The organism is Pseudomonas sp. LBUM1648 (assembly GCF_059716145.1).
Genome location: NZ_CP166808.1, coordinates 395,073 through 408,489, shown reverse-complemented (window position 1 = coordinate 408,489; position 13,417 = coordinate 395,073). Strand labels below are relative to the sequence as shown.

The following is a 13,417-nucleotide window of genomic DNA, read 5'->3' as shown; positions in this document are numbered from 1 at the left end:
AATCGATTTCGCGAGCAGGCTCGCTCCCACAGGGATACGCATTCCAACTGTGGGAGCGAGCCTGCTCGCGAAGAGGCTCTTACAGGCTAGGCAGCAATTTCGCCGGAACCAGCTCAGTCAAACACCGCGAAGCCAACAACTCAGTTGCCGCATTGATGTCCGGCGCAAAGAACCGGTCCTTCTCATAGAACGGCACTTCCTGACGCAGAATCGCCCGGGCCTTTTCCAGCTTCGCCGAAGTCTTCAGGCCGTTACGCAGATCCAGGCCCTGTACCGCCGCGAGCCATTCCACCGCGAGAATCCCGCGAGTGTTCTCGGCCATTTCCCACAAGCGTTTGCCGGCAGCCGGGGCCATGGACACATGGTCTTCCTGGTTGGCCGAGGTCGGCAGGCTGTCCACCGAATGCGGGTGGGACAACGCCTTGTTTTCACTGGCCAGTGCCGCCGCCGTCACTTGGGCGATCATGAAACCGGAGTTGACCCCGCCATTGGCCACCAGGAATGGCGGCAGTTGCGACATGTGCTTGTCCATCATCAGCGAGATGCGGCGTTCACTCAGCGAGCCGATTTCAGCGATGGCCAGGGCCATGTTGTCAGCGGCCATGGCCACCGGTTCGGCGTGGAAGTTACCGCCGGAAATCACATCGCCTTCAGCGGCGAACACCAACGGGTTATCTGACACGGCGTTGGCTTCGACCGCCAGCACCTCAGCCGCTTGACGGAACTGGGTCAGGCAGGCGCCCATGACTTGCGGCTGGCAGCGCAGGGAGTACGGATCCTGGACCTTGTCGCAGTTCTGGTGCGAGTCGGAAACTTCGCTGCGCTCACCGAGCAAATCACGGTAAGCGGCGGCGGCGTCGATCTGGCCTTTCTGGCCGCGGGCGGCGTGAATACGCGCGTCGAAAGGCGAGCGCGAGCCGAGCACCGCTTCAACGGTCAGACCGCCCAACGCGATCGCACCGGCAAACAGATCCTCACCTTCAAACAGACCGCGCAAGGCAAACGCAGTCGACACCTGAGTCCCGTTGAGCAGCGCCAGACCTTCTTTCGCCGCCAGCGTCAGCGGCGTCAGGCCGGCGACTTTCAGCGCCTCGGTCGCTTCCATCCACTCGCCCTTGTAACGCGCCTTGCCCTCGCCCAGCAGCACCAGCGACATGTGCGCCAACGGCGCCAGATCACCGGAAGCACCCACCGAACCTTTCAGCGGAATGTGCGGATAGACCTCGGCATTGATCAGCGCAATCAGCGCATCGATCACCTGCCGACGAATCCCGGAGAAACCACGGCTGAGGCTGTTGACCTTGAGCACCATGATCAGACGCACCAAGTCATCGCTGATCGGCTGACCGACGCCGGCGGCGTGGGACAACACCAGCGAGCGCTGGAGGTTTTCCAGGTCTTCGCTGGCAATACGAGTCGAGGCCAGCAGGCCGAACCCGGTGTTGATGCCGTAGGCGGTGCGGTTCTCGGCGAGGATCTGTTCGACGCAGGCCACACTGGCTTCGATCTGCTGCGATGCGCTGTTGTCGAGGGTCAGCTTGACCGGGTTTTGAAAAACGTCACGCAGTTGAGCCAGGCTCAGTTGGCCGGGGATCAGGTTTAGCGCAGTCATTTAAATGCTCCTTTTGAGAGATTGTTATTGGCTCGCCAGTCGCTCCGGAGCATTCCGTTATCCGTCGCATTTCGCTTTTTGGGCGATCCGCGCCTTGGCACGCTGGCGTTTAAGAAATCAGTGCAAATTCGGTAATACGTTGTGCAGCAAATTCGGGTCTTTCAAAACGCTCGCAGCGGCGGCGATATCCGGCGCCAGCCAGCGGTCCTGATCGTAGGCCGGGACTTTCTCACGCAGCAGGCGCCACGCGATATCGGTGCCCGCGCCAAAGCGCTGCGCTTTCAAGAATTCAAACGCCTGGGCCGCCAGCAGATATTCGATGGCGAGGATCTGCGTGCAGTTTTCCAGCGCGCGATGCAGCTTCAGCGCGGCGCTGGTACCCATGCTCAGATGGTCTTCCTGCAAACCGGAGGTGACGTAGTTGTCGAGCACCGCCGGTTGCGCCAATTGGCGGTTTTCCGCACACAGCGACGCGGCGACGTATTGCACGATCATCATCCCCGAGTTCACCCCCGGATTGGCCACCAGAAACGCTGGCAAACCGCTGACGTGCGGGTTGACCAGACGATCGAGACGGCGCTCGGCAATCGAGCCGATTTCCGCCACGGCGATCGCCAGCAGATCAGCGGCCATCGCTACCGATTGGCCGTGCGGATTGGCTTGCGACATGACGCGGAAATCGTCCGGTGTCCCCAACAGCAACGGGTTGTCGGTGCAGCCGTTGAGTTCGGCTTCGACCTGTTTGATTGCGTGCTCGATTTGATCGCGCGCGGCGCCATGAACCTGCGGGATCGAACGAATGCTCAAGGCATCTTGAGTGCGAATGCCTTTGCTCGACGCGATCACTTCACTGCCATCAAGCAACGCGCGCAGATTGACGCCAACCTGCTGCATGCCCGGGTGCGGTTTGAGCGCAATGATCTCGGCATCGAACGCATCGATCTGACCACGCTGAGCTTCGAAACTCATGGCGCCGATGACGTCGGCCCATTGCAGCAGACGCGTGGCATCGGCGATGGCCAGACAGCTGAGGCCAGTCATGCACGGCGTACCGTTGACCAGACACAAACCGTCTTTCGCGCCGAGTTGCACCGGTTGCAGGCCCTCTTCTGCCAAGGCCTGTTGTGCAGAAACAATCTGCCCGCGATAGCTGACATTGCCCACGCCCAGCAGCGCAATGCCGATGTGCGCCATGTGGGTCAGGTAGCCCACCGAGCCTTGCGACGGAACCTGCGGGGTGATGCCGCGATTGAGCAGTGCCAACAGTGCTTCGACGACCCGGCGGTGCAGGCCGGATTTGCCTTGGCTGAAGTTGCGGATCGCCGCGCAGAGGATGGCGCGGGTCTGTTCGTCAGGCAGTACCGGGCCGACGCCGCAGGCGTGGCTGAGCAAGGTGTTGCGCGACAACTGGCTGAGTTGTTCGTCTTTCAGCGAGACGTTGGACAACCCGCCCAGACCGGTGTTGACGCCATAAGCGCGCTCGCCGCTGACGACAATGCGCTGGACGATGGCCTGAGCGTTTTCGATGCGCGCCCAGGCCTCGCCCGACAGCTCAAGTTGCGCGCCGTGCCGTGCGACGGCGACCACGTCCTGCCAACGCAGATGGTCGCCGGTGATCACGATTTTTTCAGCCTGGGACATCTAAAACCTCATGCCAATTCTGTTGATGCGGAAATCCTGTGGTGAGGGGATTTATCCCCGATGGGTGGCGAAGCCGCCCCAAATATGCAGCCCGGCTGCTTCAGGTACACCGCATGCAATCCTGAGGGGCGGCTTCGCCGCCCATCGGGGATAAATCCCCTCACCACAAAATCTGTCAAACCACCGCCGCACGCCGCTGCACGAACCGGTCGACATACTCATCCGCCGGCGAATGCAGGATCTCGCGCGGCGTACCGACCTGAATCAGCTTGCCGTCCTTGAGGATCGCAATGCGGTTGCCGATGCGCACGGCCTCGTCGAGGTCGTGGGTGATGAAGACGATGGTCTTGTGCAGGGTCTTTTGCAGTTCCAGCAACTGGTCCTGCATCTCGGCGCGGATCAGCGGATCCAGCGCGCTGAACGCTTCGTCCATCAGGATGATGTCAGTGTCCGCCGCCAAGGCACGGGCCAGGCCGACACGCTGACGCATGCCGCCGGAAAGCTGATGCGGGTATTTGTTTTCGTAGCCCTTGAGGCCCACGGTGTTGATCCAGTGCAGCGCCCGTTCGGCGCACAGTTGCTTGCTCTCGCCGCGCACTTTCAGGCCGTAGGCGACGTTGTCGAGCACAGTCTTGTGCGGCAGCAGGCCGAAGCTCTGGAAGACCATGCTGATCTTGTGCCGGCGAAATTCGCGCAGGGCTTCCATGTCGTATTGCAGGATGTCCACGCCGTCGACCAGGATCGCGCCGCTGGTCGGGTCGATCAGGCGATTGAAATGGCGCACCAGCGTCGACTTGCCGGAGCCGGACAGGCCCATGATCACGAAGATCTCGCCGGTGCCGATGCTCAGCGACAGGTCGTTGACCCCGACCACGCAACCGGTTTCGTTCAGCACCTGATCCTTGGTCTTGCCCTGGCCAACCATGGCCAAGGCGTCCTTGGCGCGGTTGCCGAAAATCTTGAAGACGTTTTTGACTTCGATCTTGCTCACGGTTGCGTTGCTCATTTGCTCACCTCATGCCGTGGCCGACCATATGCCTGAGTAATGCGGTCGATGACCACTGCGAGAATCACGATCGCCAGACCGGCCTCAAGACCCCGTCCGACGTTGAGGGTCTGAATCCCCACCAACACATCTTCACCCAAGCCACGGGCGCCGATCATCGAGGCGATCACCACCATCGACAGGGCCATCATGGTGGTCTGGTTGATCCCGGCCATGATGCTCGGCAGGGCCAGCGGCAGTTGCACGCCGAACAGTTGCTGCCAGCGGTTGGCGCCGAAGGCGTTGATCGCTTCCATGACTTCGCCGTCGACCTGCCGGATGCCCAGATCGGTCAGGCGAATCAGCGGTGGCGCGGCGTAGATCACGGTCGCGAAAATCGCCGGCACCTTGCCCAGACCGAACAGCATCAGCACCGGGATCAGGTACACGAAGCTCGGCATGGTCTGCATGATGTCGAGCAGCGGCATCAGCACCGAACGCAGGCGATTGCTGCGCGCCGAGAGAATCCCCAACGGTATGCCGATCAGCACCGAAATGATCGTCGCGACCATCATCAGCGCCAGGGTTTGCATGAGTTTGTCCCACAGGCCGACAGCGCCAACGAGGAACAGCAGACCGACGATCACCGCCGTGGTCACCACTTTGCGCGTTGCGTGCCAGGCGACGACACCGACGATTGCCAGCATCAACCACCACGGCGCTGCACGCAGCAGGCCTTCAAGATTGACGATGGCCCACAGCAGGGTGTCCGAGATCTGGCGGAACACATCACCATAGTTGGTGACGAGGGAATCGACCCAACCGTTGACCCAGTCGGCGATGGAAAAGGTAAAGCTTTCGGGAAACATAAGAGACTCTCAATCAAGGGGTTGCGATCAAGCATCCGACTGCCGTGGCCGGCAGCCGGAGAAGCTGGACCTACAAGGCCGCGTCGATCTTTTTGGCTGCGTCTTCGCTCACCCATGCGTGCCAGACTTCAGGATGTTCCTTGAGGAAGATTTTCGCCAGTTTTGGCGACTCGATACGTTCCTTCGCCATGCGGCCGAGGTTCTGGTTGAGCAGGTCGATTGGCAGGTTGACCTTCTCCAGCACGGCCACCAGCTCCGGGGCTTGCTCGTGGAAGGTCTTGGACAGGCCGACCTTGATCGTCACGCGCTTGTCGACGCCCGGTTTTTCTTCCAGTTTGACCAGATCGACCTGGCCCATCAGCGGGGTTGGCGACCAGTAGTAGAACAGGATCGGCTCGCCACGCTTGTAGCTCGACAGAACCGCCGCATCCAGCGCCGGGCCGGTGCCCGGACGGAAGTTGGTGTAGCTGCTTTCCAGACCATAGCTTTTCAGCATTTCGCTGTTGTCCAGCTCGCAGGTCCAGCCGGCCGGGCAGTTGTAGAAACGGCCTTTGGAGGGCTCTTCGGCGTCCTTGAACACAGCAGAGTACTTGGCCAGATCAGCGATGTTTTTCAGGTCAGGGGCTTTCGGTTCAAGTTTGCGCTTGGCGTCGCCTTCGATCACGTAACGCGGCACGTACCAGCCTTCGATAGCGCCCACTACAGGGGCGCCAACGCCGACGACTTTGCCGGCCTTCTCGGCCTTGTTCCAGACCTCGCTGCGGCCGACCCACTCTTCGGCGAACACTTGAATGTCGTTGCTGCTCAGGGCGTTTTCCATGGTGATGGAGTTGCCCGGCAGGCTGTCGGTCTTGCAGTCATAACCTTTTTCCAGCACCACTTGCAGCACGTCGGTCAGCAGCATGCCGCTTTCCCAGTTCAGACCGGCGAATTTCACCGGTTTGCCCGATTCGCACCAGCCGGCGGCTTGAGTTGCGCCAGCGCTGGCCAACAGGCCCATGGACAGCAATGTAGTCAGCAGGGTCTTGTTCGATTTCATTGTTGCGACGCTCCTAATCATGAATTGGCTTACGGCAGTCAAGAGGCATCCAGCCCTGTCCACGTCCAATCAGGCCTGCGCCGCAGCGCGAACGGCCCCACTTGTTTTAGGTTGTACAACGCTGTCCTGCTCGACCGGCAGAATCAGTTGATCGGGCACTGGGCTGTGCCATTTTTTTGCGCACACGTAATACACGGCGGCAGGCAGCAGCAGACCGATGATCCAGGAGATATCCACATCACCGAGAGCGGCCACCAGCGGACCGGTATAGAACTTGGTGGAGATGAACGGCAATTGCACCAGTACCCCGAAGACGTAAACGCTGATACCGAGTAGGTTCCAGCGGCCATAGCGACCGTTCGGATCGGCCAGCGCCGGCACGTCATAGCGCTCGCGAGTGATGCAGTAGTAGTCCACCAGGTTGATCGCGCTCCACGGCGTGAAGAACGCGAGCAGGAACAGGATGAAAGACTTGAACGCACCGAGGAACGAGTGCTGACCGAGCAACGCGATCAGGGTCGCCGCGCCGACGATGAACAGCACGAACACCAGACGCTGCATGCGCGAGACCTGCAGATGGCCTTTGAAACCGCTGATGATGGTGGCGATGCACATGAAGCTGCCGTAGGAGTTCAGCGTCGAGATGGTCACCTTGCCGAACGCAATGCTGAAGTACAGCAGCGCAGCGGTGGCACCGGTTCCGCCCAGACCGACGATGTAAGCCACTTCATGGCCGGCGAACTGGCCGTTGGCCGAAGCGGCAGCAAACACACCAAGGATCATCGCCACTTGGGCGCCAATCACCGAACCGGCGCCGGCGGCGAAAAAGGTTTTCACCGCTGACGTCTTGCTCGGCAGGTAGCGCGAATAGTCAGCCACATAAGGGCCGAAAGCGATCTGCCAGGACGCCGCGAGTGACACCGCCAGCAGGAAACTGCTCCAGCTGAAGTGACGGATTTGCAGGAGTGCGCCGACGTCGGTCTGGCTCATCAGGCGCCAGAACAGAAAAACGAACGCAATCACGCCAATGACGCTGGCGACACGGCCAATCCAGTGGATGACCCGATAACCCATCACCGTCACCAGTACGATGACGCTGGCGAAAATCAGAATGCCGATGCTGTCGCTGACGCCAAACAACTGGCCCAACGCCTGGCCGGAAAGCACCGTGCCCGTTGCGGTGAAGCCCAGGTACATCAGGCACACCAGCACGATCGGGATGGCTGCGCCATAAACCCCGAACTGCACGCGGCTGGAGATCATCTGCGGCAGGCCAAGCTTCGGCCCTTGCGCCGCATGCAGCGCCATCACCCCGCCGCCCAGCAGTTGACCGATCAACAGACCGATCAACGACCAGAACACATCACCGCCCAGCACCACGGCCAACGCCCCGGTGACAATCGCCGTGATTTGCAGATTGGCACCCATCCACAGGGTGAATTGGCTGAACAGACGACCGTGTCTTTCCGCTTCCGGGATGTAGTCGATCGAACGCCTTTCGATCAACGGTTTGTTGCCTGCACGATCGGGACTGACAGCCATGGTTCAACCTCTGTGGATTGTTATTCTGGGTTGGTTCGTACCCCTGTAGGAGCTGTCGAGTGAAACGAGGCTGCGATCTTTTTGAAGATCAAAAGATCGCAGCCTTCGGCAGCTTCTACAGGGTTTTTGCGTTTATTTACCGGTAATCATCGGCAGGTTCAGGCCCTGTTCCTTGGCGCAGTCGATGGCGATCTGGTAACCGGCATCGGCGTGACGCATGACACCGGTGGCCGGGTCGTTGTGCAGCACGCGGGCGATACGCTCGGCCGCTTCGTCAGTACCGTCGCAGACGATCACCATGCCCGAGTGCTGGGAGAAGCCCATGCCGACGCCGCCGCCGTGGTGCAGGGAAACCCAGGTCGCGCCGCTCGCGGTGTTGAGCAGAGCGTTGAGCAGTGGCCAGTCGGACACGGCGTCGGAACCGTCCTGCATCGATTCGGTTTCACGGTTCGGGCTGGCCACCGAGCCAGAGTCGAGGTGGTCGCGACCGATCACGATCGGCGCCGACAACTCACCGCTGCGGACCATTTCGTTGAACGCCAGACCGAGCTTGGCGCGCAGGCCCAGGCCAACCCAGCAGATACGTGCCGGCAGACCCTGGAAGCTGATGCGTTCGCGGGCCATGTCCAGCCAGTTGTGCAGGTGGGCGTCGTCCGGGATCAGCTCTTTGACCTTGGCGTCGGTTTTGTAGATGTCTTGCGGATCACCCGACAGCGCCGCCCAGCGGAACGGGCCGATGCCACGGCAGAACAGCGGACGGATGTAAGCCGGTACGAAACCCGGGAAGTCGAATGCGTTCTCGACGCCTTCTTCCTGGGCCATCTGACGGATGTTGTTGCCGTAGTCGAAAGTCGGGATGCCTTGCTTCTGGAATTCCAGCATCGCTTTGACGTGCACGGCCATCGACTGCTTGGCGGCTTTGATCACAGCGGCCGGTTCGGTCTTGGCGCGGGCGCGGTATTCGTCCCAGGTCCAGCCGGCCGGCAGGTAGCCGTTGAGTGGGTCATGGGCGCTGGTCTGGTCGGTGACCATGTCCGGGCGCACGCCGCGCTTGACCAGTTCCGGCAGGATTTCAGCCGCGTTACCCAGCAGGGCGATGGAGATCGCTTTGCCTTCTTTGGTGTACTTGGCGATGCGCGCCAGCGCGTCGTCGAGATCGGTGGCTTGCTCGTCGACGTAACGGCTTTTCAGGCGGAAATCGATGCTGACCTGCTGGCATTCGATGTTCAGCGAGCACGCGCCGGCCAGGGTTGCGGCCAGAGGCTGAGCACCGCCCATGCCGCCCAGACCTGCAGTCAGGACCCACTTGCCGGTGAGGTTGTCGTTGTAGTGCTGACGGCCAGCTTCAACGAAGGTTTCGTAGGTGCCCTGAACGATGCCCTGGCTGCCGATGTAGATCCAGCTGCCGGCGGTCATCTGGCCGTACATGGCCAGGCCTTTGGCGTCGAGTTCGTTGAAGTGCTCCCAACTCGCCCAGTGTGGAACCAGGTTGGAGTTGGCGATCAGTACACGCGGGGCGTTGCTGTGAGTCTTGAACACGCCGACCGGCTTGCCGGATTGCACCAGCAGGGTCTCGTCGTCGTTCAGGTTGGTCAGGCTCTCGACGATCTTGTCGTAGCACTCCCAGTTACGCGCGGCGCGACCGATACCGCCGTAGACCACCAGCTCTTTCGGGTTCTCGGCGACTTCCGGGTCGAGGTTGTTCATCAGCATGCGCAGCGGCGCTTCGGTCAGCCAGCTCTTGGCGGTCAGCTTGGTGCCGCGCGATGCACGGATTTCGACGTCACGGTGCTTCGTAAAGTTAGTAGCAGTGGTCATCTTGTTGTCAGTCACGAAAAAGACTCCTCAGCGATCAATTCAAACCAACCCTGGCAGTGGGCAAGCAGCCTGTGCGCTTCAATGCGCGACAAGCGAATCAGTGGACGCTGCGGACTTATACGCATACGTCTTTACTTGTACATACAAGCATATGCAATCAAGCGGCCAACTTGCTGGAGGAGTGCTCAAGAAAAATTGCGGATACGACTGGAGGGCGCCTGAATCAAGGGTTCTGGCGTGGGTGAAATTTTTCGCGCGGGTGGTTTTTGAAGTTGGGGAGTTGTTACGAGAGCGTGGTTTTGCGCCACGCTGGGGCATTCGGTAACAAATTGGTGCGGAGAAAGAAACAGGAGGTATGAACGCTTTTGTGGTGAGGGGATTTATCCCCTCACCACAGGATGTGTTACCAGATTTAGATCAGCGTGCAGTGAGTTCGATTACGCAGCAGGCCGCATCGACGGCGACTTCAACCAGCCCGGTGTTACCGTCCAGTTGCAGGCAATCGTGTCGGCCAAGTTGCGCAACGCTGTCACCGACCCGCACCTGCAGCAACTCACTGACACTGAACACCAACACCGTGCCCGCCGAACTGAAAAACCGCTGTTCACCGTCCAGCCACTGCAAGCGCGCGCTGTAGCGCTGCGGCGCGTAGATCAGGTTGAAGTCACGGATTGCGCCGCCGAGCAGCGTGCAGGAAACCTGGCTCTCACCGCTGAAGGCGAACGGGTCGAGGGGTAACAGTGGCCGAGTGTCGTCACCGTCGACGCACAAAGTCATACCGTCACCTTGCAGCACAGTGATCACGCGCTGGTAACCGGCGAAGGTCGAAAAGCCGCCGGACTCGGCGATGTCGGCAATCGACAGACGCCAGCCAAAACCATCAAGGCCAGCGCCAGCGTCACGGGTGATTTCTTCGGTGCTGCCACCGCCGTTTTTCCACGGCATGCGCGGGTAGCCTTCGGCGCGTAAAACCTTCAAACCATTCATTTATGCTCTCTATTTATGGAACCGACCTTCCAGACGATGACGGGAACCCGGGTGAATCAATCGCGCGGCGGTCACCGGCTGACGGCCCGACCATGTGCGACGGCGAATCAGCAGGCATGGCTCGCCTTTTTCGATTTGCAGCAACTTGCACTCGGATGACTCGGCGAGGATCGCTTCGACTACGTGCTCGCCCTCGGTCAGTGGCGCGACTTGATTGAGATAGGCGTAAGGCGTTTGCAGGGTGAAGTCCTGCTTGAGGTATTCCGGGGCGACCAGCGCATTGACGAAACGGTCTTCGATTTGCACCGGAATGTCGTTTTCGTAATGCACGATCAGCGAGTGAAAGACCTTCTGCCCTTCGCGCATGTCCAGTGCCAACGCACGTTCGGAGCCGGCGGCCTCTTCTTCGAGAGTGATGACCTGGCAGGTGTGGCGATGACCGCGCGAGGCGATCTCGTCGGCGATGTTGTGTACTTCGAACAGCGCGGACTGGCTCTTCGGTTCGGCGACAAAAGTCCCGACACCTTGCATGCGCACCAACAGGCCGTCGGCGGTCATCTCGCGCAGCGCGCGGTTGATGGTCATGCGGCTAAAACCGAGCTGATTGACCAGTTCGCTTTCCGACGGTACGCGGTAGTGCGGCGGCCAGTTACCGCTGTCGATCTGCTGGGTGATCATCTGTTTGACGCGGGCGTACAAGGGCGCCGGACTGTCGCCCATGTTCGCGGCCAACGGGGAAACTGGAGGCGGAGTCGGCACGGTGGATCCTTGTTCGTCGGTAGAGGTTGCTAGCTTGCCGGAGTTTACCGGGCAGGCAAACGTCTGTATATGTATATACAAATAACACACGATGGGGTGCTGAACCATGTCCGCTTTCTTTGCCGAACGCGCGCTGCTGCCTAACGGATGGGCCAACAATGTACGTCTTGAGGTCAGCGCCGATGGCGTGTTGACCCAAATCCAGGCCGATTCCACCGCAGATGGCGCCGAACGATTAAGCGGTCCGCTGCTGCCGGGGATGCCCAATCTGCACTCCCACGCGTTCCAGCGAGCAATGGCCGGTTTGGCCGAAGTGGCCGGTAATCCCAACGACAGTTTCTGGACGTGGCGCGACTTGATGTATCGGCTCGTCGGAAAAATCAGCCCCGATCAACTCGGCGTCATCGCCCGACAGCTGTACATCGAAATGCTCAAGGCCGGTTACACCTCGGTGGCCGAATTTCACTACGTGCATCATGACAGCAACGGCCAGCCTTACGCCGATCCGGCCGAGTTGGCGTTACGCATCAGTCAGGCCGCCAGTGAAAGTGGTATCGCCCTGACCCTGCTGCCGGTGCTCTACAGCCACGCAGGTTTCGGTGGGCAGATCCCGAATGACGGCCAGCGCCGCTTCATCAACAGCACCGAAAACTACCTGAATCTGCAGTCACGCTTACAGCCGCTGCTGGCGCAACAGAAGGCGCAATCCCTGGGCCTGTGCTTCCACTCGTTGCGCGCGGTCACCCCGCAGCAGATCAGCGAAGTGCTGGCGGCCAGCGACAAGCAGTGCCCGGTGCACATCCACATCGCCGAACAGCAGAAAGAAGTCGATGACTGCCTGAGCTGGAGCGGTCGTCGTCCGCTGCAATGGCTCTACGAAAACACCGACGTCGATCAGCGCTGGTGCCTGGTTCACGCCACCCACGCCAACCCGGAAGAAGTCACGCTGATGGCGAAGAGTCGCGCCATCGCCGGCCTGTGCCTGACCACCGAGGCGAACCTCGGCGACGGGATTTTCCCGGCGGTGGATTTCCTCGCTCAGGGCGGGCGCATGGGCATCGGTTCCGACAGCCATGTGTCGCTCAGCGTGGTGGAAGAATTGCGTTGGCTGGAATACGGCCAGCGTCTGCGTGATCAGCGACGTAACCGCTTGTATGGCGCGGATCAGCAAATGGTCGGGCGCACGCTGTACGACGCCGCACTGGATGGCGGTGCTCAGGCACTGGGGCAACCGATTGGTGCGCTGGAAGTTGGCAAACGCGCGGACTGGATTGTGCTCGATGGCAACGATCCGTATCTGGCGACAGCCACTGGCGACGGGATTTTGAATCGCTGGCTGTTTGCCGGCGGCGATCGTCAGGTGCGTGATGTGCTGGTCAATGGCCAGTGGGTGGTGCGCGATGGGCGGCATGCGGCAGAAGAAGAAAGCGCTCGGGCGTTCACCCAAGTCCTGCGCGAACTTCTGGGCTGACCCAAAACCAAATGTGGGAGCGAGCCTGCTCGCGAAAGCGGTGTATCAGTCAACATTTTCGTTAACTGACACGCCCTCTTCGCGAGCAGGCTCGCTCCCACATTTCGATTTTGTGGCGATGCTTAATTCGAAGTCTTGGCCATCTGCCGGTCCGTCGCCCGCCAGATCAATCGCGTGGTGTCATAACCCTGCTGACGCGCCTTGCTCAGCAGCTCTTCGCGCACCACACCGTTAACGGTCGGCGTGCGCGACAGCAACCACATGTACTTGCGGCTCGGGTCGCCGACGATGGCGGTCTTGTAGTCATCGCTGACGTACAACACCCAGTATTCGCCCTTCGCCACACCCGGAATCAGGCGTGAGAACCAGGTATCGAACTCGACCCACAGCTTGTCGGTCTTGCCCGGCACCTGTGGATAAGCCGTGCCCTTGGCTTCTTCCCATTGCCAGTCCGGAGTCAGGCAGCGATTGAGCACCGCGACATTACCGTCAGGCTTGAGGGTGTAATGGGCTTCGGATTGCGCGCAATTGCGCTGGAAGTACATCGGCAAGCGCGCCAGCTCATACCAGGTGCCCTGGTAACGCTTGAGATTGACGCTGTTGACGGTTTTCGGCGCCAACGGATCTACGCCGGAAGTGGCGCAGCCGGCCAGTACCAGGCCGGCAAAAAGGATTAGCAATAACCGCTTCATTT

General features: G+C 60.4%; 11 protein-coding genes. 1 reads left to right on the top strand and 10 read right to left on the bottom strand.

The genetic code is table 11. From position 1 onward, the window contains the following. Positions 1-79 precede the first annotated feature (79 nt). From hutH (ACA043_RS01835) to hutC, 9 genes are all read right to left on the bottom strand, one after another. Entirely contained in the window at positions 80-1,612 is a 1,533-nt protein-coding gene (hutH, locus tag ACA043_RS01835; protein ID WP_497658509.1) for a histidine ammonia-lyase, read from the bottom strand. A gap of 117 nt (positions 1,613-1,729) precedes the next feature. Next, entirely contained in the window at positions 1,730-3,253 is a 1,524-nt protein-coding gene (gene hutH / locus ACA043_RS01830; protein ID WP_497658508.1) for a histidine ammonia-lyase, read from the bottom strand. A 175-nt stretch (positions 3,254-3,428) separates the two neighbouring features. Then, complete coding sequence (locus tag ACA043_RS01825) at positions 3,429-4,259, bottom strand: quaternary amine ABC transporter ATP-binding protein (protein WP_187678853.1); 831 nt, start codon at positions 4,257-4,259, stop codon at positions 3,429-3,431. Continuing rightward, positions 4,256-5,107: an ABC transporter permease gene (locus ACA043_RS01820; protein WP_042557230.1), complete on the bottom strand. Its 852-nt coding sequence runs from the start codon at positions 5,105-5,107 to the stop codon at positions 4,256-4,258. Before ACA043_RS01820 ends, ACA043_RS01825 begins: the two co-directional genes overlap by 4 nt. Positions 5,108-5,177: 70 nt before the next feature. Continuing rightward, positions 5,178-6,146: an ABC transporter substrate-binding protein gene (locus ACA043_RS01815; protein ID WP_187678854.1), complete on the bottom strand. Its 969-nt coding sequence runs from the start codon at positions 6,144-6,146 to the stop codon at positions 5,178-5,180. A gap of 69 nt (positions 6,147-6,215) precedes the next feature. Beyond that, the gene (locus ACA043_RS01810; RefSeq protein WP_401270385.1) at positions 6,216-7,688 is read right to left on the bottom strand and encodes a purine-cytosine permease family protein; all 1,473 of its coding nucleotides are present in this window, start codon (positions 7,686-7,688) and stop codon (positions 6,216-6,218) included. A 132-nt stretch (positions 7,689-7,820) separates the two neighbouring features. After that, a complete protein-coding gene (hutU, locus tag ACA043_RS01805) occupies positions 7,821-9,506 on the bottom strand; it encodes a urocanate hydratase (RefSeq protein WP_497618180.1) in 1,686 nt (561 codons plus the stop codon). A 417-nt stretch (positions 9,507-9,923) separates the two neighbouring features. Next, positions 9,924-10,493 (bottom strand): HutD/Ves family protein, encoded by a 570-nt coding sequence (locus ACA043_RS01800; protein ID WP_497658507.1) that lies wholly within the window; start codon positions 10,491-10,493, stop codon positions 9,924-9,926. A gap of 9 nt (positions 10,494-10,502) precedes the next feature. Then, positions 10,503-11,213, bottom strand: a complete 711-nt coding sequence (hutC, locus tag ACA043_RS01795; protein ID WP_162130175.1) for a histidine utilization transcriptional repressor HutC — start codon at positions 11,211-11,213, stop codon at positions 10,503-10,505. A 145-nt stretch (positions 11,214-11,358) separates the two neighbouring features. On the opposite strand from hutC, the gene ACA043_RS01790 reads away from it, so the two are divergent. Continuing rightward, positions 11,359-12,723 carry a formimidoylglutamate deiminase gene (locus ACA043_RS01790; RefSeq protein ID WP_497658506.1) on the top strand — a complete coding sequence of 455 codons (1,365 nt, stop codon included), beginning with the start codon at positions 11,359-11,361 and terminating at the stop codon, positions 12,721-12,723. Between the two features lie 122 nt (positions 12,724-12,845). Here the strand turns inward: ACA043_RS01790 and ACA043_RS01785 are convergent, their stop codons facing one another. Then, positions 12,846-13,415 carry a lipocalin family protein gene (locus ACA043_RS01785; protein ID WP_099757755.1) on the bottom strand — a complete coding sequence of 190 codons (570 nt, stop codon included), beginning with the start codon at positions 13,413-13,415 and terminating at the stop codon, positions 12,846-12,848. Positions 13,416-13,417 lie beyond the last annotated feature (2 nt).

Coding starts and splice junctions, on each gene's coding strand:
- ACA043_RS01825 (WP_187678853.1), bottom strand. CDS start 4,259: ATGAGCAACGCAACCGTGAGCAAGATCGAAGTCAAAAACGTCTTCAAG.
- ACA043_RS01790 (WP_497658506.1), top strand. CDS start 11,359: ATGTCCGCTTTCTTTGCCGAACGCGCGCTGCTGCCTAACGGATGGGCC.
- hutU (WP_497618180.1), bottom strand. CDS start 9,506: ATGACCACTGCTACTAACTTTACGAAGCACCGTGACGTCGAAATCCGT.
- ACA043_RS01820 (WP_042557230.1), bottom strand. CDS start 5,107: ATGTTTCCCGAAAGCTTTACCTTTTCCATCGCCGACTGGGTCAACGGT.
- ACA043_RS01810 (WP_401270385.1), bottom strand. CDS start 7,688: ATGGCTGTCAGTCCCGATCGTGCAGGCAACAAACCGTTGATCGAAAGG.
- ACA043_RS01800 (WP_497658507.1), bottom strand. CDS start 10,493: ATGAATGGTTTGAAGGTTTTACGCGCCGAAGGCTACCCGCGCATGCCG.
- hutH (WP_497658508.1), bottom strand. CDS start 3,253: ATGTCCCAGGCTGAAAAAATCGTGATCACCGGCGACCATCTGCGTTGG.
- hutH (WP_497658509.1), bottom strand. CDS start 1,612: ATGACTGCGCTAAACCTGATCCCCGGCCAACTGAGCCTGGCTCAACTG.
- hutC (WP_162130175.1), bottom strand. CDS start 11,213: ATGGGCGACAGTCCGGCGCCCTTGTACGCCCGCGTCAAACAGATGATC.
- ACA043_RS01785 (WP_099757755.1), bottom strand. CDS start 13,415: ATGAAGCGGTTATTGCTAATCCTTTTTGCCGGCCTGGTACTGGCCGGC.
- ACA043_RS01815 (WP_187678854.1), bottom strand. CDS start 6,146: ATGAAATCGAACAAGACCCTGCTGACTACATTGCTGTCCATGGGCCTG.